Raw genomic sequence first — 24905 nt, forward strand, 5'->3', positions numbered from 1 at the left:
GTTATTCCCATCAGGTATGACCGACAAAATCGGTTATAGCCGGATATTTTTTTTGCAGCTCCGCGAGTTTTGAAGGGTCTATCGATTCTCCTTCTCGCCGGCCGCAGCGGGGGCATATATCATCTATAATACCCACATAACCGCATACCGGGTCGCGGTCCACCGGATGATTTACCGAACCATATCCTATATTCATTTCATGCATATAACGGATAACCGACATAAAGGCGTCAAGGTTACGTGAGGGATCACCATCCATCTCGACATAGGTGATATGCCCGGCGGGAGTGAGGGCATGATACGGTGCTTCTTTCCGGATTTTCATGAAAGCGGAAATGGGGTAATACACCGGTATATGAAATGAGTTTGTGTAATAATCCCTATCGGTCACGCCAGGAATTATCCCGTAGCGTTTTTTATCCATTTCGATAAAACGTCCGGAAAGACCTTCGGCGGGAGTTGCGAGCAGGGTAAAGTTCATTCCTGTCTGCTCACCTTTTTTCTGGGTGAATTCATGCATATACCTGACAATAGCCAGCCCTTTTTCCTGCATCTCATCACTCTCTCCGTGATGGCTGCCATAGAGTGCGACCAGAGTTTCAGCAAGGCCGATAAAGCCTATTGAAAGAGTCCCGTGTTTCAGGACCTCGCGGATTTCATCATCAGGCCCCAGCTTGTCACTGTCAAGCCATATTCCCTCCCCCATCAAAAAAGGAAAATTCCGCACCTTCTTTTTTGCCTGTATCTCAAACCGGTCAAGCAGCTGCGTCGCGACTAATTCCATCATATTATCAAGAGAGGCATAAAACCGCTGTTCATTTCCGCCGGCCTCTATTGCAAGACGGGGAAGATTAATTGAAGTAAAAGACAGATTTCCTCTTCCGAAAATTGTTTCCTGATCAGGATCATAGCGGTTCGCCACAACACGGGTCCGGCAGCCCATGGTAGCGACTTCGGTTTCCGGGCGGCCTGGTTTATAATATTTCAGATTATACGGAGCATCAAGATTTACAAAATTCGGAAAAAGCCTCCTGGCGCTGCACCGGCACGCAAGCTCGAAGAGATCATAGTTGGGATCGCCGGGATTATAATTTATTCCTTCTTTCAGTTTGAATATCTGAATGGGGAAGATCGGTGTTTCACCGCGGCCAAGACCGGCTTCGGTAGCGAGCAGGATATTTTTAATAATCATCCGGCCTTCGGGAGTCGTATCTGTTCCGTAATTGATTGAAGAAAAGGGTGTCTGTGCGCCGGCCCGCGAGTGCATGGAATTTAAATTATGAACAACCGATTCCATTGCCTGGTAAGTCCGGCGCTCAATTTCAGAAGCCGATACGGAAAGCGCGAATTCCAGGACCTTTTCCATAATTCCGGGACCGGCCGATTCACTCAGAAGATATCCGAGGCTGTCGAAATATTCCGCATTCTGTTCCAGACTCAGCGTATGTCCGCTCAGCTCCGCAGCTCGCACAAGCAGTCCGGAAACACTGTCTTTGTCTGTTTTAGTGCCGGGAGATAAAAGAAGCAGGGCCTTATAGAGGTTATCGGCAAAAATTTTGCGGTATGTTTTCGCAACACCCTTCGCAAGCGCATAATCAAAATTCGGAATACTCTGCCCGCCGTGCTGATCATTCTGGTTTGATTGAATGGCTATACATGCGAGCGCTGCATAACTCTGAATATCCTGGGGTTCACGCAAGTATCCGTGCCCGGTATTAAATCCTCCGGAAAAAAGCGTGTCGATATCTATCTGGCAGCAGGTTGTAGTCAGAGAATAAAAATCGAAATCGTGAATATGTATCCATCCTTCACTGTGAGCCTTCGACTGTTCTTCGGAGAGCAAATAGGCGGTATTGTATGATTTCGCGGCAGCGGATCCCAGCTGGAGCATACTTCCCATGGCCGTATTTCCGTCAACATTTGCGTTATCACGTTTCAGATTTGACTTTCTTGCGTCAGCATTAGTTATTTCATCACAGGCGTGCATGAGCGCGGTATTCGATTCCCGTACCCGCGTTCTCTTTGCACGGTACAGTATATAACGTTTAGCCGCTTCATCATAACCTTCATGCATCAGAACACGTTCGACTTCATCCTGGATATCCTCAATGCGGTAATTTTCAGGGCCATTTTTTTCCAGACCGGCTCTGACCGCATTTGCAAGACGGGCGGCGGCCGCAGCGTCTTCCTTGCCGGAAGCTGTAAGGGCTTTTAATATTGCCTGCGCGATTTTGTTTCATCATATAAAACAATACGTCCGTCCCTTTTCGTGATAGTGCGAACCTTTGTTCCGTGCATATTACTCCTCCGCATCAGCGGTATCCGCTGTGGACCGCTGCTCTATTACAAATATAACAACACATATCTAGCGTGTCAATATCATCAGCAACACTGCATATAGTGTTATATCTGCTTTTATTATCGGGTTTAACCCGGTTTTTTAAACCTAAATTTTGAATATTCGTGAAAAATCCGGAAAAACCGGACAGATGCAGGGCTTCCGGCTATGGAAAACAGAAAAAAGTGTATTATAATAAAAAACAGGTAAGCTCTATGCAAGAAGGATTGTACTTATGGAAAGATATGCGGCTTTATTACGCGGTATAAACCTAAACGGTAAAAACAGCATACAAATGGAGGCCCTGAAAAAAGTTTTTGAAAACATAGGGATTCCCAATGTAAAAGCATACCTGCAAAGCGGAAATATTATTTTCGAAAATCATACGGAAGAAAAACCGGATATACTGGAAAAGATAATTGAAAACAAAATCCGGCAGGAATTCAATTACACAGTCCCGGTGATGATAATATCCATTTCACAAATGGAAGCAATAATTACTAACAATCCGTACAGGGATACAATAACTGATGTCTCCAATTTTTATGTGACACTTTTTTTTAAAAAAGTAGATATGCGGAAAATTGATACGGAAAAAATAACGGCAAGGGCGACTCAGGGCGAAGTATTTGAAATAAGAGACAGAATGATTTATTTGAATTGTCCTAACGGGTATGGAAAAACTAAGTTAACAAATACTTTTTTTGAAAATATACTGAAGGTAACAGCTACAACAAGAAACTGGAAAACAATCAATAAGATAATAGAAATATCAAAGGAAGAATAAAAAGCAGAAAACCGTGTCGGAATATTTTTCTGTCCGCGGTTTCTGTTCACATTCCTTTCGGATAGGAAACATAGTTTAAAAAGAAACCTCTACAACGGAGTCTTTTTTCAGCGAGGCCTTTATATCGATAATGCGCTGGTTCCTTGATCCCCTGAACTGAAGTTCCAGGCTTTTTTCTTCCTGCACAAAAGGTCCGTCAATAAGATAGTCGGTTTGTTCGAGGAGCCGCATCCAGCAGTTTTCTGTATCTGCGCCTTTTATTATTTCCTCATAGGTATAACCGCTATAAGTTATTACATTGAGATCTGTCGTATGAATTTTTTCCGCAAGAGCCGCAAGTCCGGCCGCCTGGAAAAAAGGTTCGCCTCCGCTGAAGGTTACTCCCTTTAAAAGCGGGTTTTTCATGATTTCCGAAAAAAGTTCATCAGCCGAAATAAAAAAACCTCCTTCAGCCGGATGGGTTTCTGGATTATGGCAGCCGGGACAGCGGTGAGGGCAGCCCTGCGTAAATATGGCAAAACGGTAGCCCGGGCCGTCAACAGTTGACTCTTCAACAATACCGGCAAGCCGGATCATGGGTACTGGCATGGATAATCCTCCCCTCTTCATAAGAAGCAATCTATCAGCCGGAAGCTTAGTTTATTAAGCCGCCGGTTGATATGCGGAACTGAACAAGCTGTTCAGAATAATGCTAATTCATTTTGCCGCGCAGTTCAACACCCGGATAATGAAAAAGTTTTTTTATGCGGAAACAGAAAAAGTCCCGCGGGTTATATACAGTTGACCCCTGTGTGTTTTTTTAATATGTTTATTTTGGTATCAGCTATTTTAAAAGACAGTGCGCGGACCCGATGTTTTTCGGATTTTATACAGAGCATACCATTGCGTGCGGGAACGGATTTTCGGGAGACTATATGAAAGCGAAGGCGAAGAATATGATTATCGTGCTTGGTATTTTTTTTCTTATACTGATTGTTGCAGGATTTATTGCGGGAAATATACTGTATAACCTTGCCATAAATCCGAAATCAGACAAGTCGGCCGTATTTGATGCGCCGGAAAATGTTGTTGCGGGTTCGACTGAGGTAAACCCGGAAGCGTTGCAGGACAGGCAGGAAGAAAAAGAATGGTTTAATTCCATTGGATATGAAAATATATATCTGGAATCAAAAGACCGGTTGAGGCTTCATGCGTATATGATCCCCAATAAAAATAAAACCGGCAGGTGGGCGATTTTATGCCACGGATATACCAGCGTTGGTACGGCTATGATAAAACCGGCCATGACCTTTTACAATATGGATTTCAATATTCTTATCCCGGAAGCAAGAGGTCATGGGATGAGTGAGGGAAACTATATAGGAATGGGCTGGCATGACCGGCTTGATATAGTTTCATGGATTAATGAAATCGTCCGCAAAGATAAGGACGCGGAAATAATACTTTACGGGGTTTCCATGGGCGGGACCACTGTCATGATGGTATCGGGAGAAGAGCTGCCGGAAAATGTCAAAGCCATTATTGAAGACTGCGGGTATTCTTCCGTGTGGGAAGAACTCGCGTATCAGATGAAAACATTATTCAGGCTACCGGCCTTCCCGGTGCTGTATTTCGCATCTGCGGTAACCGGAATCAGGGCAGGTTATACACTGGGAGAAGCGGATGCAGTCAAACAGGTCGCGAAAACAAAAACACCCATGCTCTTTATCCACGGCGACAGTGATACTTTTGTCCCGCCCTATATGCTCGATAAGGTATATAATGCGGCCGGCGGTCCGAAGGAAAAACTGATTGTAAGGGGTGCCGGTCATGGAGCTGCAGCGCTTGCTGACAGCGCTGCATATTGGGAGACGGTAAAAAACTTTATAGACCGTTTCCTCAGCTGAATGGAAAACGAGACCATAAATTTCACGGAAAGCCCTACAGAAGGAATTCGCCTCCGCTGTTGCTGATAAGTATTTCGAACTCATCCTGGGGAAGCGGCTTTGAAAATATATAACCCTGGATCATATCGCAGCCTATGTTCTGGAGAAAAACAACTTGCTCGGATGTCTCAACACCTTCGGCCACCGTTTTAATATTCAACTCTTTTGCCATCCGGATAAAATTCTCGATTACAATCTGTTCGCGCGCGTCACTATCACCTTTCCTGAAAAAGAGGGCATCAAGTTTCAGAACATCTATTGGCAGGTTTTTCAGAACATTGAGGGAAGAATAGCCTGCTCCAAAATCGTCTATCGAACAGATGAATCCATTCCGGCGGAGGGCGACCACAGTATTATAAAAAAGGTCATAATCATCAAGTATTACGCTTTCCGTGAATTCCAGTTCAAGCACATAATCCGGTATACCATACTTGTCTTTTATTGCTGTGTAAAACTCCAGAAAGTCGTCTCTGAGCAGACACTGGCGCGAAACATTCACCGCGAGCCGGACGGGAACACGTTCCCTTGATGAACGGTCAGCATACCATTTACATGCCTTTTCAAAAGTATACCGGTCAAGCTCAATGATAAAACCGTTATTTTCAAACAGAGGAATAAAATCACCGGGAGATATCCATCCATGTTCCGGGTAGTTCCATCTGACAAGAACTTCAGCGCCCGCGATATGGTAACCGCTTTGTATAAAAACCTTGGGCTGCAGGAAGAAGGTAAACTCTCCGTTCACAACGGCCTGTTTCCCCCTCGCCTCCAGTTCGGTTTTCCACCGCTGACTGTCGCCCATCTCCTTGTCATAAAACATAACCACATTTCCGGCCCTGACTTTCGCGGCCTTTTTTGCGAGAGTTGCTTTATTTACCATGTCAGCTATGGATATTTTCGCGTCAAAATCTTCTATACAGTACACACCCATTGCGTCATCGATTTGCATTTGATTATCCGCAATCACTTCCCGTTTTGCAAGAGTAGCTATTACTTCATCAAACCACTTTTCCAGCTCATAGCGGTGCTGATATGGCCGTATTCCTGCAAAAAGATCCGCCGAAATACGGCAGTGGATTGTATCCTTTGAGTTATTGGCGCCGAGAATCGAGGAAACACGCTGTAACACCTTGTTTCCTTTTTCATTTCCGAAAATATTATTGATCCTGCTGAAGTTTTTTGTATCAAAGGTCCACAAGGCAAAACGTTTATCGGTATATTTATTTACTATTTCACCAGCGTCAATTTCAAATTTAAGAAAATTCCTTGCGCCGGTCAGACGGTCAGTATATGCAAGCGTTTCCAGCTCCGTCTGTTTTCCTTTCTGCGTATGCAGCTGCCAGTACATAAGAAACAGAAAAATAAAACAGGCAACTGCCAGAAGAACCGCCGCACCCGCAACGGTTACATTATAACGGGCATTAATATACGGAAGTCCGATAACACTTATTACAGCCCATTCATTTATACCAAGGGGATGCAGGGTAACCATCTGCATAACTGAATCAATGGTAAAGGAAAAACTTCCGGGCCTGCCCTCCGTCAGCGCTGATATGATCTGTTCATGTTCAGTATCCGTAAAATCACCGATATCAAAAATACTGGCCCCGGTAACGACCTTCGGGTTAGGGTCCGCGCCAGGAAGCATAACGATACCATTGTTATTAATAACCGCATAATATCCGCTGCCGCGGAATAAGGGCGTTGAAATAATTTCACTGAAAAAGGAACCGCTAAGAGCCGCATATAAGGCGCCTGTAATATTTCCGTCCTGCCTGACAGGAACCGCATATGTATATACATATTCATTAAGATCAGGGTCAAAAACCGGGTCCGCAAAGACCTCCTCTCCGTTCATAACTGCGGAAAAAAAAGGAAGAAAGGATGTATTTACATTTTCAGCAATAAGACCATTGGAATATACAAAATCAATATTGCCGTCCGCATCAGACAGTCCGGCACGGATAAAATTGTTGCTCCGGGTAAACTGCTGTACTGCCATACGTACTTTTTCATTGCCAGATATTTCGGATGCAGCCAGGCCGACAGCGAAGGCGCGGACAGTCTGGAAATCATTTTCTATTCTCAGATGGATCGTAGTCTGCATCTGGGATGTTTCATCGGTCAGGAAGGTTGATGTCTCCGCTTCATTTCTCTTTTTCATGCCATGAATAAAAAACAGGCAGGAAATAAGGAAAGCGACGAACACACTGCCCGCAATAATGAAAGCAGTATAATTTGATATTTTTAACTTTTTCACTTCTTAGCTCCGTATATAAAAGTATATACCCCATATCAAGTATAACACAATTTAAAAAAACATCAAATTTTTTATTTTTCCGCACGGTTTATTATATAGTGTTTATATATTGAACCATTGAGCAATTTTGCTTTATTCCGGCCGGCGGCATAGAATTGTATTTCACATCGGTTTTAATTTCCGGCTGTCCGTAATAAGATTATTGCACCCGGTCAGCCGAAAATATGCAGTTCCGGAAAAAGGAGATGCCGGGAAAAGTGAGGGGTTTAAAGTGATATTGCTGCCTTTTTTTAATTGCCTAACACAGTTACTATCTCACACTATTACTATCTAATAGTATGAGTAATTTTCAATATTATCTACTATCCGATGCAAACAGAGTCTGTATAAGATTCGTGTATCCGGCCGCGGAGCGGGCGGATAAAGAATATGCTTCAATCCTGCAGGATTGAACAACACCGGCCATTCTCCGCTTTTACGTGACTACGGTTTCTTTTCCCGGCCCGGCGTTTACGGAAGGATTGCCGCCGGATGACAGAGGGATTTGCATGAGGCGGCCGCTGTGTTCAGACAGGGGTCTTCATGGCACGTTTTTCTATCAGACTTGAAAGTTCCTTTACTTCATTTTCGAATGAAGGAGGATTTCCGCCTGAAAGAATAACATCCGAGCTTTGGTCTATTTGCCTGATTGAATCCAGTATACCGGCTTCAATATCCGTTTCCGTGTTGTTCTCAAGCGGCAAAAACTTTTTCACAGCTTCCAGGTTTATTTCAATTTCTTTTTTTGCTTCATTATATTCCTGCGGGAGTCCCGCCATTTTGACTGACAGTGAAGCAAGTTCACTTTTTATCAGCTGAATCGTCTGAGATGTTCCGATCGCCGGCGCCGCAATTTTTCTTGCAGGGTGTTTCGAAAAACATACGAAAGATATCAGCGCGGCATACAGAAAAACGGCAATGCACTGTATTGCTGCCGCGGCATACACCGGGAGAATAAATCTGACCAGAAGTATGACTACAGTCGAAATAATGATGTAAGCCATCGCGCCAAGCCAGAGCAGGATATGCGGAGGCATTTTCCCGAAAATGCTTTTTTTGCCCGATGGGGAAAAAAGGAACGGACAGAAGGCGGCAATATATACGGAACCGGCTGAGGCCCAGATAAAGCGGTCGGCCGTACCCAAATCCGCATTCGCCGTAATCAGAAAAAATACAAACAGCAGAATAACGAATCCCGCTATGAACAGGAACAGTCTGATAATAAATAGCTGTTTTTCCGGCATCTTTATTCCCTTTATATAGAACTACTTTTTCGCTTCACAGAACCTATTCAGGAACAGCAAATACAATATTACTTCCGGAGAATTCCTGTGGTTCCGCTTTTTTGCCTTTGCACATTATTAAAGGCATTACCATACAGATTATATATATATTCCGTGTTCTGCATCTACCCCCGCTTCGCGAGTTTCCATGATGCAGAGTAAATAAAAAGGCTGTCCGGAATTCGGATAGGACTGTTCCGCCATCATACTTGCCCGCCGGACCGGTAAAGACGGTATGTGCCCGCTGGGCGTGGTTACCTGATGCGAAGATCACACCCGGTAAGACCTGCGCAGAAAACAAAGACATAGCCTCTAATTGCGGTAACAGCAGCCGGTTGACTTTAACAGGACTTGCCGGCTGGCAGAATATCTGTATAAAAACTGCCGCAATGGTAAATTATCAGCATACAAAAACCGGAATTTTTTACCTGTTACTGACTGACAGTCAGTTTTGTGACAAAAAAGAGTGTGAAATAATTCTATTCGTTTTTATTCCGGGAGTTCTTTATTTTTTGAATTCTTCGTGTACTTTTTCAAGCGAGTGAATAAATGCCATCGTGGCGTTCACTTCTTCCTGCGACATTTTTTTTATTCTGTTAATGATTTCTATTTTATTATCGGAAATACCTGTATCTACCAGTTTTTCACCGGTTCCGGTCAAAAGCCACTGTGATGAATACCCGTATCTTTCCTCTATTAATTGCGCCAGAGTATCGGATATTCTCGTCTTTTTTCCGTTGACAAGTAAATTAACATAATTGGCGCTTATACCAAGTTTTTCCGCAAGTTCGATTTGTTTTATGTGCTGTTCATTTAAGATTATCCGGATACGGTCACCCAAAGACATACTGAGACTCCTGCAAGTTTCCCACCCCATTAAGGAAACTTAACACAGAAATGTTACTAAGTCAATGAAAAAAAAAGTTGACATAAAACTAAGTTAGATATAGACTTTGATTAAGTCAAATTTTGAGGTAAAGTGATGAATACTAAGTTAGATAACAAAAAAGACTTATTGAAACCGTCAAACTTCTGGATGAAGAAACACTTCTGAAACTGAAAAAATTCATAGCCGATATGGATGCAAAAAAAATTCAGAATTCAGCGGCTAAAGACAGCGTGTCTTTAGCTGACACTGGAAAAAAGGAAGAATAGAATATTCAGAAATTTGCGGCGCTTTACCGAATGCCATAATTTTAAATGGATAGGAAACAGAAAATACTCCTGTTTCCTGTTTAATGGGGTAATTAGTATTCCGTAATTTCCGGCCACGGAATACTGAAGTATGTAAAAATGTTTGCACAGGGAATAAGGCTGAACCTGTTTAGCTTGTATTCGATCGGAATTAGTGTTTGACAATCTCCTTTAGAAAACACTTGCCGGTTCAGGGCTCACCTCCTGCCTGTGCGTTAAATATAATAAAAATACCGGAAAAGGAGAAATCCGGCTCCGGGATTTTTTGCGGAGGTTTGGGTCGGCGAAATTTTCTAATTTGTCCCGCACATAAGTCGAACAGGATTCATAGTGGAAAAACACGGATGCGATTAACTGTTAATTATATTAGCAGGATAGTTTTTCGTAATTGTCGACAGATGTGGTAAGATGACAGCCGGTTTTATTCTCAGAATAACGGCACAGAGAATCTTTATAGCAGGGTAGTCTTCTTTATTCCTGGGGAAGTGATATGTAACCCGAGGCTTTTTGATTCGAACAGGACAGATATTATTTGATATTTACATCTATTATTTATAGAAGGATTTATTAATCAGGGAATTGGAATTGTATTCCCGGTTTGTTATCTGTATTTTATCTTTGATTCCCTGATTTCCGCGTGCAGGTCCTCATATTCAAAAATATGCCTTGCCCGCAAAACAGCGATACCGTCAACTTTTGGTCCGAAATAAATGACCTCCCTGTCTTCCGGATCGGAAAAAAGGATGGGTTCCGTTTCTATATAAATACCCGTATGTATGTTTAAATCATTTGATTCTGAACTTGCCTTAATGTAGTTTCTGTCGTCTTCTATGGAACCGATATGCATCAGCCGGTATTCATGTTCATGTTCGTATGCGGAGTCTTTTATCAAATGCGAAACTGAAGTGAAGAGGTCCGACAGCAGAGAGGTCAGTATTTCTTTACGGTGTGCATCTTTTAAATCGCCGGAGGGGATATGTTTCAGGCATTTCGATATTTTTTTTATCTGAGCATTTGGTTTTTCATCAATATATAACACTTTGTATAAACCGGCTTTCTCTACCGGAAGCAGTTCGGATTTTTCATTCTCCTCATTTTTTCCGCCTGCCGCCGTTTTTTCCGTTCTGTCAGGCTTAATGCCGCCGGCATCAAGTTCTGCTAAAAAATCGGTGTCTTTCATAAAGGCTTTTGATTCGCCGATTCCGGACCCTTTATTTATTTTTTTACTGATATTCCGACCGATACTCCTTTGCCGTTTTCCGCATACGAACTGTCCCACATCAGAAGATTATCTTCATTTGTTGAGAAGCTCCTGACAAAGGCGATTGAAGTGCTGTTCGTGTTATTTTTGACTTTATCGAGGACTTCAAGCAACAGATGGTTTCGCTTTGATAATGCTTCCTGCAGCCGGTTATAGAAAACAATTCCTTCTTCAGGATCATTCTGGTAACAGGCGGGAGTCAGCCTCAGGCGGTGTTTTTCTTTCATTATATTTAAAACAGACTGTGATGTATATTGATATATATATTCAATAGCCGAGTTATTGCATAAAAGAGAATGCCATAATTCGTGCACAGAATGGACCAGTTCCTGATAATTTTCTGATTCGAAATTATTCTGCCTGAATTTTCGTATGATCTTTACAAAGAAGTTGGGAAAAAATTCCAGTTCATTTATATCAATTTTCCAAAAGAGTTTTTTTTCTTGATGAAAAAGTTCATCAACCATACTTTGTACAGATTTCCGGATTTCTTTATCATCGGTTCCAGTTTTTTTAAACATTTCTGCGAAATCAGCCAAAGCCCGTTCATAGTCATTATTACGAATATATACAAATCCCCGGAAGAAATATGTAAAAGGGTTATCAGGATTCAATCTGATAGCTTCCGTGAAATCAGTTATCGCCTGATCAAATTTATCGACCTCTGCATATATGATACCTCGAATATAATACATATCAGAATCATCCGGTTTTAGCCTGATTGCTTCGGAGTAATCAACTATTGCTTGGTCATAGTCATTCTTGCGGGCATATGCGTTTCCACGATTATAATAAGCTGAAGAATCATCCGGCTTTAGTCTGATTGCTTCGGAATAATTAGCTATCGCCTGGTCATACTCACTTTTACTGGCATGTGCATTTCCACAATTATTATAAGCCAAATAATCGTCAGGCTTTAGTTTGATTGCTTCGGAGTAATCGGTTATCGCCTGGTCATACTCACTTTTACCGGCATGTGCATTTCCGCGATTATAATAAGCTGACGAATTATCCGGTCTTAATCTGATTGCTTCCGAGAAATCAGCTATCGCCTGGTTATAGTCATTCTTGCGGGCATATGCGTTTCCACGATTATTATAAGCTGACGAATCATCCGGCTTTAGTCTGATTGCTTCGGAATAATTAGCTATCGCCTGGTCATACTCACCCTTGTGAACATATGCGTTTCCACAGTTATTATGAGCTAAATAATCATCCGGCTCTAGTTTGATTGCTTCAGAGAAATCAGCTATTGCCTGATCATACTCATTATTCCTATCAAATACGGTTCCACGATTATAATAAGCTGACGAATCATCCGGCGCCAGCCTGATTGCTTGCGAATAATCGTCTATTGCCCGATCATCTTCACCTTTGCTTGCATATGTATTTCCGCGATTATTATAAGCCGAAAAATAATCCGGCCTTAATCTAATTGCTTCAGAGAAATCAGCTATTGCCTGATCATACTCATTATTCCTATCAAATACGGTTCCGCGATTATAATAAGCTGACGAATCATCCGGCGCCAGCCTGATTGTTTCCGTATAATCGTCTATTGCCCGATTATCTTCACCTTTGCTTGCATATGCGTTTCCGCGATTATTATAAGCCGAAAAATAATCTGGCCTTAATCTAATTGCTTCAGAGAAATCAGCTATTGCTTGGTCATACTCACTATTTCTATCAAATACGATTCCGCGATTATAATAAGCTGACGAATTATCTGACGCTAGCCTGATTGCTTCCGAAAAATCGGCTATTGCCCGATCATCTTCACCTTTGCTTGCATATGCGATTCCACGATTATAATAACCCAAAAAATAATCTGACCTTAATCTGATTGTTTCCGTGTAATCTGCTATTGCCTGGTTATAGTCACACTTGCGGGTATATGCGTTTCCGCGATTAGCATAAGCTGACGAATCATCCGGGGCCAGCCTGATTGCTTCCGAATAATCGGCTATTGCCCGATCATCTTCACCTTTGCTTGCATATGCGTTTCCGCGATTATAATAAGCCAAAGCATAATCCGGCTTTAGCCTGGTTGCTTCCGTAAAATCAGCTATCGCCGAGTCATAGTCACCATTCTTATCATGGATAATACCCCGCCGCATGAGCGCTTCCGGCATATCGGGACATAATTCAAGAGCTTTTTCAATGGGGGCAATGCTTTCGTCATTCTTATCCAGTTCCTGCAAGGCCTGGCCTTTTTTTAAATACGCAAGAGCCTTTTCGGAATCGGAAATACCGGGATTTGCAATACGTATATCAGCTTCTTCAATTATTGCCGCAAGGTCTTCTTTGGTAATATCAACGCCGGCAATCAAATAATCCAGATCAAGGTCATATTTTGTCATCAGGTCCTCTTTATGTCTTTATTTTTCTGTTTTTAATATGGAAATTATTGTATCACACTTATTTTACGCATACAAATAAAAAGTGTATTGCCATTTTTTGGGTATATGTCCAGACGAAGTTCTTTATTGCGGGATATTTCCGGACAGAAAAACTTATTTATTTCAGATATGTGTCGAGCTAAAGGAAATTATTTTAATATATGAAAGATGATATATGATAACAGGATCAGAAAACTGAAGATTTTCGGACAAAAGTCCTGATTGATTTGAAAACAAAACGATTATAAAAGGAGAATTATGCGGCTGTTTATCCTGCTGGAAATCAAATATTTTTTTCTGCTTTTTACCGGGGATTTCACATATCTGACGGCAGCCCATTCGCCGCACCAGCCGTTTGAGGAAATAGTTATTCTGATTTTATTGCCGTTTCCAAAACAGCTGATTTACAGAGAATTACAAACCTTTAAAATCATACCAACTTACAATCGGGCAAGTGGGAATTGAACCCACGACCTCTTGGTCCCGAACCAAGCGCGCTACCCCTGCGCTACTGCCCGTAATAAAGTGGTACTGAAAATAGTTTCCAGTACCACAACATATATGTTAACAGGGTCCGATTTAAGCCGCTTATAAGGACCCTGCTGCGGCTGAAAAATAAAAAAACCCGTCAAAAAGACGGGTTTAGCGGGAGCGACGGGGATTGAACCCGCGATCTCCGGCTTGACAGGCCGGCGCGATAACCAGCTTCGCTACGCCCCCGTAATGTAGAAAAATGTAGCTGAAAAACGCAAATCTGTCAATAAGGAATGAAAAAAACTGTATTTTTCGCGGGGTATTTCTTTACATTGACAGAGATTTTTATGCGTGGTATCCTATTTTGAATTTATTTTGCGGTAAAAAAGGACTTTTTATATGGCTATTAAGAAAACATTAATATTCGCCGGGGCAGTTCTTGTCCTTGTGCTCGCTGTTATTTCTTTTGTTTTTATCCCCGCCTTCGGAGGCGCCAGTTCGCAAAAAGCAATTACTTTCGGCAAATGGAACGGAAAACCCGTCGAGTTTGTGCAGGACAGTTTTTTCGTCCGCCAGATACAGGAAATGAGCAACAGGTGGCAGAATTCCGGGCAGGAACTCAACCAGTTTGCCTATTACCAGATTATGCAGACCTCGTTCAGGTCGGCAGTGATCCGGCTTGCTATCCTTGAGGAAGTGGAAAAAGCTGGATATACAGTCCCGAAAAGCCAGGTCGATAAAAATCTTGTCCAGTATTATCTTGATGAAAACGGCAAGTATTCTTCACGGATTTTTAACGCGACCCCGGAAGTCACAAGGTCTTCGCGGCGAGCTGTTATGACGGAAGAAATGACCGCGCTGAGATATGTTGAAGATGTGTTCGGCTCCGAAAATAATATGTACGGACTGAAAACATCGGGAAAAGAAACTGATCTGCTCAAAATGATGTACGGTCCCGAAAGAAGTTTCAATTATGTAAGTTTTGATGTATCGGCCTATCCTGAGGCTGAAATAATACTGTATGGGCAGAATAATTCCGAGCTGTTTGAAAAATTCGATCTTTCGATTATTACAGTGGATTCGGAATCCGAGGCAAAAAAGATTGCCGCAAAGATCGCGAAGGATGAAATAAGCTTTGATGACGCGGTATCCCTGTATTCAACAAACAGCAGTTCGGATCCCTCAGGAAAACTGGGAAACTCCTTCAGGAGCAATCTGAATTCACTTTTCGTGGATGCCAAAAACCTTGACACCGTACTGAATCTGGGAATTTCCGAAATAAGCCCGGTGATAAAAACCGACATGGAATATGCCATTGTCCGGAATAATGCCGAACGGGTTCTTCCCGATTTTGAAAGCAATGAAGTTATTTCAGCTGTGGCCGAATATATGAAGTCATTCGAGCGCGGATTGATTGAAGATTATTTTGTTGAAAAAGCTTCCGGCTTTGTTCAGAACGCCGTTTCATATGGCTTTGACAGAGCCTGCCAGATGGATAATCTCAGCAAAAAGACAACCTCGGCATTCAGCATAAACTATGGAAACAATGAATTGCTGACCCAGATACCTGTCAGCTCAAACCCGGAACTCAATGCGGCAGTGAATAATGTCAGCTTCTTCAGAACGGCTTTTTCTCTCAGTTCCGGAGAGATTTCAGAGCCTGTTCTCCTCGGCAATAATGTCCTTGTCCTGCATATTGCGGAAGAAATTGCCGCTGACACCCAAATTCTCGAAATGCTTCCGAGTTCATACCGGTATTATGTTTCAAACTGGGAAGAGGAGGTTCTTACCGAATCAATCATGACCAGCAAAAACCTTGAAGATAATTTCTGGGATACATATTATACTTATTTTATGAATTTCTGAGGTGAACGGTTCTGGTAGGGCATTCAGGTCAGAAGGTTCCGCCGGGGAGTTTCCGGCCTTATATGATACGGGAAAAGGATTTTCCGTATCATATAAAAACCGTTTTTTATATTCAAAATACGATCCTTCAAAAAGCATTCTTTCAGCCATTCATGATCTTTCCCTGAAACCCGAAACATTGTTCCTGTGTATATCTCCTGTTCTGGGATATGGCCTGGAAGAACTTCTCAGTAATCTTCCTCCGGACAGTTTTGTTCTCGCTATAGAACATGATAGCGCTTTGTTCAGCTTCGAAGAACAGCTCATACCGCCGGATATTCTTGCGCATCCATCATTCAGACTGGTTTACGCGCAGACAATTGCCAGGCTTCTTGCGGAAATGGAATCATACAATGCAAAGGTTTTCAGACGCTGCGTACGCATTGATTTCTCTGGAGGAGCTTCCCTTTTTCCTGATTTCTACGGGCAGATCGTGGCGGCCGTAGATGAGTACATATCCCGTATATGGAAGAACAGAATTACGCTCATAAATCTGGGAAGAAATTATGCGCGGAATTTTTTCAGGAATTCAGCTCTGCTGCCCTATACCTTCAGGTTTCCTGAAAAGCAATCCGCAAAACCGGTACTCGTTGCCGGAGCGGGACCTTCACTTGATTTGTCGATATCATTTATAAAAAAAACCGGGCGGATATTTTTCTGCTCGCGGTTGATACCGCGCTTCTTTCAATGCAGGACGCGGGTATCCGGCCGGATGCGGTTGTTGTAGTGGAATCCCAATTCTGGATAGAAAGGGCATTTATCGGACTCCGGAATTCCGGAATTCCTGTTTTCGCTGATATGACTTCATTTCCCGGGGCAGTTGCTGTTACCGGCGGACCTGTGTGTTTTTTCTGTACCGAATATACAAAAGCCTCATTTCTTGACCGGTTTATAGACCTGGAAACTTCCGTTCCCCTTATTCCGCCGCTCGGTTCCGTTGGACTTACGGCCCTTTATCTTGCGCTAAGAATAACGCAGGATAGTCTTCCTGTTTTTTTCACCGGACTCGATTTTTCCTGGGGAAAAGCATTCACCCACAGCAAGGGCGCACCGGCTTCCCGGGAAATACTGTACGGAGCCGGCCGTCTGGAACCGGCGGCGATGCCTTCACAGCTCGGCGTTCCTGGAGTATTCATTACGGATGGAAAAACAGGAAATCCTGTTTTCACAAATCCGGCCCTCTCTGATTACGCGCGTCTGCTGAGTGTTGCGTTCAGCAATTCGAACAGGATTTTTGATATACGCCGGGAAGGACTGCAACTTGAAGTACCCGCCATAACTGAAGAAGAGGCGGAAAAATAATAAAAGAAAGTTCCGTAAAAGAAAATAGTACCGGGGATATCAGTTTTCTTCACTATGCACAAAAGGAAACCGGCGCGGTATCCGCTTTTATCGGACAGGAAGCCGCGAGTTTAAATGAGCTTCGGGATATTCTTACGGGGAAAATCACGGGCAGTGATGCGGACAGAAGACTTGATATTCTGGGAAAACAGACGGATTATCTGTATCTGCACTTTCCTGACGCATACAGGGGATGGTCAACTGATTCGTCTTTTTTAAAAAGAATCCGGGCCGAGCTTGAGTTTTTTCTGAAAACACTGAACCACGCCCGGACCGGTTAAAAGAAAAATCAGTTTTCCTTTGTTTTCAGAACAGCAAGGAAGGCAGACTGGGGCAGTTCGACATCCCCTACCATCTTCATGCGTTTTTTTCCTTCTTTCTGCTTTTCAAGCAGTTTTCTTTTTCTGGTAATATCCCCGCCATAACATTTGGCAAGTACGTCCTTGCGGAGCGGATTAACGGTTTCACGGGCAATAACCTGGCTGCCGATGGCACCCTGTATCGCTATTTTAAATTGCTGGCGTGTAATTTCTTCTTTCAACTGTTCGCAGATATGTCTGGCTTTCTGATACGCGTTTCCCTTATACGCAAGCTGGGACAACGCATCAACAGGTTTGCCGTTAATCAGAATATCTATCTTTACGAGTTCGGTCGGTTTAAATCCGATAACATCATAGTCAAACGAAGCATATCCGCGGCTCACGCTTTTCAGGCGGTCGTAAAAATCAAAGAGGACCTCGGCCAGAGGCATCTCATAAATTACCTCTACCCTTTTTTCATCAAGATACTGGAGATTTGTCTGGATCCCGCGTTTTTCAATACAGAGCGTAATTATATTTCCGAGATACGTACTGGGGGTAATTATGCTTGCCCGGATATAAGGTTCTTCAGCGCTTTCGATCTTCCCTTCGTCCGGGTAGTCGGTCGGATTATCGCAGAGAACTGTTGTGCCGTTCCGCATGGTAATTCGGTACGCGACAGAAGGCGCCGTAAAAATAACCGACTGGTCGAATTCACGTTCAAGCCGCTCCTGGACTACTTCAAGATGGAGGAGCCCCAAAAAACCGCAGCGGAACCCGTGGCCCAGGGCAATGGAAGAATCCTTTTCCCAGGTTAAACTGGCATCATTCAGACGGAGCTTTTCGATGGATTCCTTCAGCTCTTCATAATCATTGGAGTCCATGGGATAAATCGAAGAAAATACAACAGGTTTGACTTCTTTAAATCCGGGCAGAGGTTTATCACAGGGATCAGCGGCGTTTGTAAGGGTATCCCCCACTCTGACATCCTGGATTGTTTTAATTCCGGCAATTATATATCCGACACTTCCGGCTGTAAGTTCTTCCGAAGGGATCAGTTTTAAAATAAAAATTCCCGTTTCCTCAACCTTATATTCAGTTTCGGAATTCATAAACCGGATTGTCTGCCCCGGCTTTATTCTGCCCGAAAAAACACGGATATGAACTATAACGCCCCGGTAAGGATCATAATGGCAGTCAAAAATAAGCGCCTGAAGTTTATCATCGGAATTTCCGGACGGCGCCGGAATCCGTTCGATAATAGCTTCAAACAATTCATCAATTCCCGTTCCCAGTTTTGCGGAAACAGGCACCGCTATATCAGGGTCAAGACCGAGATCATGTTCTATCTGATGAAGAGTAGCAGGAATATCCGCCGCCGGTAAATCTATTTTATTAATAACAGGAAGAATTTCCAGATTATGTTCCAGTGCCAGATACATATTTGAAAGGGTCTGGGATTCAACACCCTGGGCGGCGTCAATAATAAGCAAAGCCCCCTCGCAGGAGGCGATAGCCCTCGACACCTCATAGGTAAAATCAACATGGCCCGGAGTATCAACAAAATTCAGCTGATACTGTTTTCCGTTTTTTGATGTATAGGGAATGGTTACAGCCTGGCTTTTTATAGTGATGCCGCGTTCACGTTCTATGTCCATATTATCAGTCATCTGCGAACGGATATTCCGGGAATCAACTACTTTAGCTTTTTCAATAAGCCGGTCAGCGAGTGTGGATTTTCCATGATCAATATGTGCAACAATACAGAAATTGCGGATATAAGCAGGGTCAGTCATAGAGGCAACTATATTAGAAAAATGAAGGACTGTCCAGCGATGCGCCCATACCGTAAAATGAATCCATATAACCTTTTTTTCTGCGCTTTGCATATACCTGGAGTATAACAATACCGTTATCAGGATCAACAGTTATATTCTGTATTTCAACAACATCCATTTCCGAAAAACTGGATTCGTCTGCTATGCTCCCTTGATTATCTGGGTTACCACATATTTATTGAACCTTCCGACCTTTTCAAGTTTCATGCCGAAAAAGGGATACAGTGCACGGCTTTTGATATCACGGTCAAAAATTAGTTTTCCCGGAACTTCAGGGCGGTTTGAAAGGTACACATACCAATCACGTGTCTGGGGTTCGCCGCTTTCGCTCTCTCCTGCAATACCGGACAGGCGGACTATCGAGCCCGGAATTTGCCGGATAAGCTGATACTGCAAGTCTTCAAGCGTATTGACCTGTATTCCGTTCATTGAAGTTATTACCGCATTTTCCGGAATCCCGCTGACGGAAGAGGGTTCCCCGGGAACCGCATAAAAGAGGCCGACTCCGGCCGGCGCGGAAGATCCGGGCAGGGCAACTGTTTTACCGTAAGCGCCTACCCATGGGTGCGAGACTTCCCCGCCTGCGTATAAATCGGGCAGGATGATTTTCAGATATTCAACCGGGATGGCAAAATTCAAACCCTCAAAAGATTCTATGCCGGCAAAAACAATGGCCTGAACCCGTCCGGCTTCATCAACAATAGGACCGCCGGAATTTCCCTGATTGATCGGCGCATCGATCTGCAGAATATCTCCAAGGGAAATCAGACGCCGCTTTTGTGCGGAAACAATACCTGATGTCAGGGTTTGTTCCAGCCCCGCAGGAGAACCGATCGCATAAATCCTGGTTCCGACAACAAGGGATTCCGAACTTCCCAACTGAAATACAACAGAAGGCTCTATTTCCGTTTTCAGGAGCGCGAGATCAAAGACAGGATCCCAGCCGATTACGCGCGCAGGAATACGGGTGTCAGAATCAGACGCAAGTTTTATATACAACCGCGAATACCCTTCATATTTCGGATCCACTTCGCTCGCGATAACATGATAATTCGTTACTATATATCCGCTTTTATCAATAAAGAAGCCGGAGCCGATAACCCTGTCGGCATAGCCTACGCCCGACTGCACTCTCACGCCTCTGTCTACCCAAACCGTGACAGTTCCCTGTATCATGTTTGCAACAATCCTGGGGGAAGGAGCCTCATCTTCAGGCGTCGATTTCTGGACTGTACCCAAATTTGCGAGGGTTGTTTTCCCTTCCTCTTCCCAAGTCCGGAGGCGTGTTTCAATTATTTTTTCTTCCGACCAGTCTCCGGGCGCCATGGACAAAACCGAAAGAGACCGGTAAATGCGGAGGGCATCATTCCATTTTTCCGCTGAAATCATTGTTTTGAATTCATCGGCGGTGCGTATGGCTGCATCAGAGTAAAGCGATTCAACCATATGCCGGTTATTTGTTGCATTATCAAATAAAATCCGGGCGCGCCAGAGAGCCCTGACCGGATCTTTTTCCATGATTTTTTTTACCTGATCAATTGCATATAAAAGACTGCGCTCATCGGAATAGTCGACAACAGTTTCAACTTCTTTAGTTGTTTTACATCCTGATAAGAAAACTGCTAAAAAACAGCTTATCCCCAGGATTATGAAAAAAACCTTTTTTTTACCCTTAAGCATTAAAAAATCTCCGCATATAAAAATCCGCCGGTACTAACAGCATAAACTATTTTTTCATCTATTTTTACTGTTATTGAAACAACACTTGCGGCACTTCGGTTAAAAAAATCTATCAATTTTTTTGATAAATCAGATGAATTTTCAGGTATATTTCCCAGCCACCAGAGATGTTCCTTCGGATCTTTCACCACCGGGAAATATGAGGACCCGGACAAGACTGAAACAGGGATGCCGTTTTCAACAGTAACAACAACAGGAAGTCCGGTCGAAGGATGGACCCATTCAGTCTGCTCACGGCCCAGCGCGTCTTTCCTCCAGATAATATCCGCGGTGCCGTCTTCATCTGTATCCCAGTGAATGCTGAAGGACCCGTCCGGATAATAAAACTCTTCATATTCATTTATCCGGTTCGCATTCTGGTCTATCTGAATAGAAGAAATTGAACCGTCCCTGTTAAATATAATTGTTGTTTCAAAATAACCGTCATTATTTCTGTCTTCTTTTGTGAGGACAGGCATTCCATTTGCAAAACTCGTCCAGGAAACAAGCATCCCGGTTTCCCTGAACTCAGAAAGAACAGGCATGCCTTTTTCCAGTACAACGCGGAGTTCAGAATCGGGAGAAGCCTTTTCCGTTTCAAGATAAAAAGCAGAACGTTGTATTATTTCTTCTTCGCCCGGAAAGGCATGCTGTTCCGAGAGGCGGAAAATATAAAAAGTGATTTCAGGCAGCAGTTCCTCAATCCTGGTCCAGCTTACCGGGTTCCAGGAAAAGGCTCCGGGATTCAGGATATATTCGCGCGGTGTATTTTTTACCGATTCAATAACAGGATACAGATCATATGAAATTAAAACCTCTTTATTCCGTAACGTTATTTCAACCGGCGTCCCATAATCGCAGTTGACTGTATAATCAGGGTACCCATCCTGGTCTGGATCAAATACAACCTGTTTCGGACGGCCGAGTTCATAGCTGATAAAGGTATCCGTTATTCCGTCATTGTTTGTATCATCAATGAGGATACCGGAATAATTATCCAGCAGGGAAGCGAGATACTCCCTGTTTTCCCGGGAACCTGTCAAACTGCTCAATGCAACAAGATTGCTTATTTCTATTCCGTCATTTTCATAGGAAAAAAGCTCATCGATAGCTTCCTTTTCAGTAAGCGTGCCGTTTTCAAGCGCAATTATGCAGGAGAGCTGGAGCAATCTCTGCGCGGAATTATTCAAATCAGAATTCCCCATTCCCCGGTACATACGAATGTAACGTTCGCGGTTTTTCGGGTCGGGTTCAAAACGGACCGCATACAGAAAAAGTTCCCTGTCCAGTTTTTCCCAGATATGGAGTCTGGAAAGAACAAGTGCTGTCAACTCACTGGCAGAAGCATCTTCGCCGGTACTGTTTTCCCGCTGGAGAACTATACGGGGAAACCGGCAGTCAAAAGGCCAGCGGTCCAGAGCAAAAACGGCGGCGTCCCTAGCTTCCGAAATACGGCCTGCTCCATACAGAGAGAAAATCCGTATATAATCCGCGTCGGCTGTCGGCATGTCGGTTATGGAATCCAGCAAAGCCAGAGCCTCGTCATAACGGCATGTTTCAGCGTAGAGACGGGCAGTCAATCTTACCGCGTCATTGTTGTTATACCGCCGCCAGAAAAGATCCGGGTTTAATGAAAGTTCAAGCTGTTCGAGAATATCCGCACGTGCAGCTCCTATGGCAGTAAGGCATAAAGCTTCAACATAAGAAAAATCCGCAAGCCGGGGATCAAAGGAAGCTCCGGTACGGGCTTCATTTGAAGCAAGGTCCCATTTACTCAAAGAAAGAAGCCGAATTGCCCGATCCAGAGAGCGGACCGCGGCAGAAGTATTTGCATCGGCAAATGCGGGGAAGCAAAAAATACAAAGGAAAAAAAACAAAATGCCCCAAAAGTAACTTCCTGTCTTTTTCACAGTTTTTTCCCCACTTCGGTTATGCCTCCGAATCTTCGGGTGCAACAACAGACAAAGAGTCCGGCGCAACGGCGGCTTCAGATGTCAGGGGCGGCAAGCCAAGCAAAACACGTATTTCAGCGTCATCAAGCGTTTCACGGTCAAGCAGGGCTTCGGTTAATAATTCAAGTTCATGTCTGTGTTCTTTTACGATTTTCTGGGCCTGCAAAAGGTTTTCCTCGAGGATTGCTCTTATCGCCTTATCAATAACTTTTGCTGTTTCCTCGGAATAATCTTTATGGCGGGCAATTTCCTTGCCGAGAAAAATCGGCTCATCTTCCTGTCCGAATGCAATAGCGCCCGGTTCCTGTGTCATTCCGTATTCACAAACCATCCGGCGGGCAATCTCTGTGGCCTGTTTGAGATCGCCTTTTGTGCCGGTTGTTGTCTCACCGTATATAAGCATTTCAGCGGCATATCCGCCGTAACAAATGCAGATTCTGTCCATCAGCCAGCCGCGTGTACGGGAATAGGAATCATTTTCAGGAAGAGAAACGGCAAGTCCAAGCGCCCCGCCCTGGGAATAATTGTTACTTTATGAAGCGGATCAGCGTTTTTAAGATAATAATGCAAAAGGGCATGGCCCGACTCATGCACAGCGGTCATTTCCCTTTCCTTTTCCGGAAGAACAAGCGACTTGCGCGCGACCCCCATAAGGATCTTATCCCGGGATTCTTCAAAATCGTCTGTATCAACTTTCTGCTTGTCATTCCTGGCGGCAAGCAGGGCAGCCTCATTCACAAGATTCGCAAGATCTGCGCCGCTCATACCCGGTGTAGCCCGGGCAAACCGGGACAGGTCGACGGAACTCGCAAGGGGAATTTTAGCCGAGTGAATCTGCAGAATAGCCTCGCGTTCTTTTATATCAGGCATAGCCACCACCACCTGCCGGTCAAACCGGCCCGGCCGCAAAAGGGCGGGATCAAGAACATCAGGACGGTTAGTTGCGGCCAGAATAATAACCCCATCTTTTGTTTCAAATCCGTCCATTTCAACAAGCATTTGATTCAGGGTTTGTTCCCGCTCGTCATGTCCGCCGCCGTATCCGGCGCCTCGGGTCCGGCCTACAGCGTCAAGTTCATCAATGAAAATAATACAGGGAGCGTTTTTTCTGCCCTGCTCAAAAAGATCACGGACGCGGCTTGCACCGACGCCAACAAACATTTCGACAAAATCACTTCCTGATATACTAAAGAAAGCGACTCCGGCCTCTCCGGCAACAGCCTTGGCAAGAAGGGTCTTGCCGGTTCCAGGCATTCCGACCAGTAAAACACCCTTTGGTATCTTCGCTCCCATTTTTACGAATTTCTGGGGTTTTTTAAGAAACTCGACAACTTCCTGCAATTCATTTTTCGCTTCATTCTGGCCGGCGACATCGGCAAACGTTATCCGCTTGCTGTTTTTTTCATACCGGTGGGCCTGGCTCCTTCCGAACTGCATGGCCTTATTGCCCTGCCCCTGAGACTGCCGGATCATTATAATCAGAAAAACAATCAGTATGACAGGCACAACTGCCTGCATCAAAATATACCAGCCCGAAACACGTGCGGGTTCTCCGGTGACACGTACATTATATTCCTTTAAAAGAGGAATAAGCTGTGGGTCCTCATAGGGGATAGTTGTTATAAAGAGACCTTCGCCCTTAAGCGCATCACGGTAGCTGCCCCGGATTTCCTGTTGGCCGATGATCCGTATTGAATCAATCTGTCCGAGTTCTACGCGTGAAAGAAATTCATTATACGGCATTTCAAGCCGTTTCCTCGAATCGTTTCCTGAAAAAATAAAGTAAACAAATACAATAACAATAATAATAAAAAAAATAAAACCAAAACGGCCTGTTGAGGATTGTTTTGGAGAATCCGGTATGTTTTCACGATCATTTTGCGCCATTTTC

The 24905-nt window shown here is 43.8% G+C and carries 14 protein-coding genes, 2 tRNA genes and 2 pseudogenes; 5 read left to right on the forward strand and 13 right to left on the reverse strand.

Annotated features, from left to right (window positions below):
- Window positions 1–10 precede the first annotated feature (10 nt).
- Window positions 11–2230, reverse strand: a complete 2220-nt coding sequence (locus tag K7I13_RS03965) for an anaerobic ribonucleoside triphosphate reductase (protein ID WP_369413722.1) — start codon at window positions 2228–2230, stop codon at window positions 11–13.
- A 343-nt stretch (window positions 2231–2573) separates the two neighbouring features.
- Between K7I13_RS03965 and K7I13_RS03970 the strand changes: the two genes are divergently transcribed.
- Window positions 2574–3125, forward strand: coding sequence for a DUF1697 domain-containing protein (locus K7I13_RS03970; RefSeq protein ID WP_255948163.1), 552 nt, complete (start codon window positions 2574–2576; stop codon window positions 3123–3125).
- A gap of 75 nt (window positions 3126–3200) precedes the next feature.
- Here the strand turns inward: K7I13_RS03970 and nrdG are convergent, their stop codons facing one another.
- The gene (gene nrdG / locus K7I13_RS03975; protein ID WP_255948165.1) at window positions 3201–3713 is read right to left on the reverse strand and encodes an anaerobic ribonucleoside-triphosphate reductase activating protein; all 513 of its coding nucleotides are present in this window, start codon (window positions 3711–3713) and stop codon (window positions 3201–3203) included.
- A gap of 326 nt (window positions 3714–4039) precedes the next feature.
- On the opposite strand from nrdG, the gene K7I13_RS03980 reads away from it, so the two are divergent.
- Window positions 4040–5011, forward strand: a complete 972-nt coding sequence (locus K7I13_RS03980) for an alpha/beta hydrolase (RefSeq protein ID WP_255948166.1) — start codon at window positions 4040–4042, stop codon at window positions 5009–5011.
- A 34-nt stretch (window positions 5012–5045) separates the two neighbouring features.
- Here the strand turns inward: K7I13_RS03980 and K7I13_RS03985 are convergent, their stop codons facing one another.
- From K7I13_RS03985 to K7I13_RS04015, 7 genes are all read right to left on the reverse strand, one after another.
- A complete protein-coding gene (locus tag K7I13_RS03985; protein WP_255948167.1) occupies window positions 5046–7310 on the reverse strand; it encodes a bifunctional diguanylate cyclase/phosphodiesterase in 2265 nt (754 codons plus the stop codon).
- 566 nt (window positions 7311–7876) lie between these two features.
- Window positions 7877–8593, reverse strand: coding sequence for a hypothetical protein (locus tag K7I13_RS03990; RefSeq protein ID WP_255948168.1), 717 nt, complete (start codon window positions 8591–8593; stop codon window positions 7877–7879).
- Window positions 8594–9137: 544 nt separating this feature from the next.
- A complete protein-coding gene (locus K7I13_RS03995; RefSeq protein WP_255948169.1) occupies window positions 9138–9479 on the reverse strand; it encodes a helix-turn-helix domain-containing protein in 342 nt (113 codons plus the stop codon).
- 948 nt (window positions 9480–10427) lie between these two features.
- Window positions 10428–11006: a DUF2971 domain-containing protein gene (locus K7I13_RS04000; RefSeq protein WP_255948171.1), complete on the reverse strand. Its 579-nt coding sequence runs from the start codon at window positions 11004–11006 to the stop codon at window positions 10428–10430.
- A 35-nt stretch (window positions 11007–11041) separates the two neighbouring features.
- The gene (locus K7I13_RS04005) at window positions 11042–13447 is read right to left on the reverse strand and encodes a tetratricopeptide repeat protein (protein WP_255948172.1); all 2406 of its coding nucleotides are present in this window, start codon (window positions 13445–13447) and stop codon (window positions 11042–11044) included.
- 485 nt (window positions 13448–13932) lie between these two features.
- Window positions 13933–14004: transfer RNA gene (locus tag K7I13_RS04010), tRNA-Pro, on the reverse strand.
- 128 nt (window positions 14005–14132) lie between these two features.
- Window positions 14133–14206 (reverse strand) — tRNA-Asp (locus K7I13_RS04015).
- Window positions 14207–14359: 153 nt separating this feature from the next.
- Between K7I13_RS04015 and K7I13_RS04020 the strand changes: the two genes are divergently transcribed.
- The 3 genes from K7I13_RS04020 to K7I13_RS04030 are packed head-to-tail and all read left to right on the forward strand — an operon-like array spanning window position 14360 to window position 17167.
- The gene (locus K7I13_RS04020; RefSeq protein WP_255948173.1) at window positions 14360–15826 is read left to right on the forward strand and encodes a SurA N-terminal domain-containing protein; all 1467 of its coding nucleotides are present in this window, start codon (window positions 14360–14362) and stop codon (window positions 15824–15826) included.
- 1 nt (window position 15827) lies between these two features.
- Window positions 15828–16592 carry a motility associated factor glycosyltransferase family protein gene (locus K7I13_RS04025; RefSeq protein WP_255948174.1) on the forward strand — a complete coding sequence of 255 codons (765 nt, stop codon included), beginning with the start codon at window positions 15828–15830 and terminating at the stop codon, window positions 16590–16592.
- Window positions 16523–17167, forward strand: coding sequence for a 6-hydroxymethylpterin diphosphokinase MptE-like protein (locus K7I13_RS04030; protein ID WP_439647475.1), 645 nt, complete (start codon window positions 16523–16525; stop codon window positions 17165–17167). The genes K7I13_RS04025 and K7I13_RS04030 overlap by 70 nt, the downstream gene beginning before the upstream one ends.
- A 328-nt stretch (window positions 17168–17495) precedes the next feature.
- Here K7I13_RS04030 and lepA read toward each other — a convergent pair whose 3' ends face one another.
- From lepA to ftsH, 4 genes and pseudogenes are all read right to left on the reverse strand, one after another.
- Window positions 17496–19301, reverse strand: coding sequence for a translation elongation factor 4 (lepA, locus tag K7I13_RS04035; RefSeq protein WP_255948177.1), 1806 nt, complete (start codon window positions 19299–19301; stop codon window positions 17496–17498).
- A 13-nt stretch (window positions 19302–19314) separates the two neighbouring features.
- Window positions 19315–21023 (reverse strand): annotated as a pseudogene (locus K7I13_RS04045) (S1C family serine protease).
- Window positions 21023–22840 carry a tetratricopeptide repeat protein gene (locus K7I13_RS04050; RefSeq protein ID WP_255948183.1) on the reverse strand — a complete coding sequence of 606 codons (1818 nt, stop codon included), beginning with the start codon at window positions 22838–22840 and terminating at the stop codon, window positions 21023–21025. Before K7I13_RS04050 ends, K7I13_RS04045 begins: the two are co-directional and overlap by 1 nt.
- 151 nt (window positions 22841–22991) lie before the next feature.
- A pseudogene (gene ftsH, locus K7I13_RS04055) lies at window positions 22992–24901 on the reverse strand (ATP-dependent zinc metalloprotease FtsH).
- Between the last annotated feature and the right edge of the window lie 4 nt (window positions 24902–24905).

Origin of the sequence: Brucepastera parasyntrophica (assembly GCF_022376835.1) — a bacterium.
GTDB classification, from domain to species: domain Bacteria; phylum Spirochaetota; class Spirochaetia; order Treponematales; family Treponemataceae; genus Brucepastera; species Brucepastera parasyntrophica.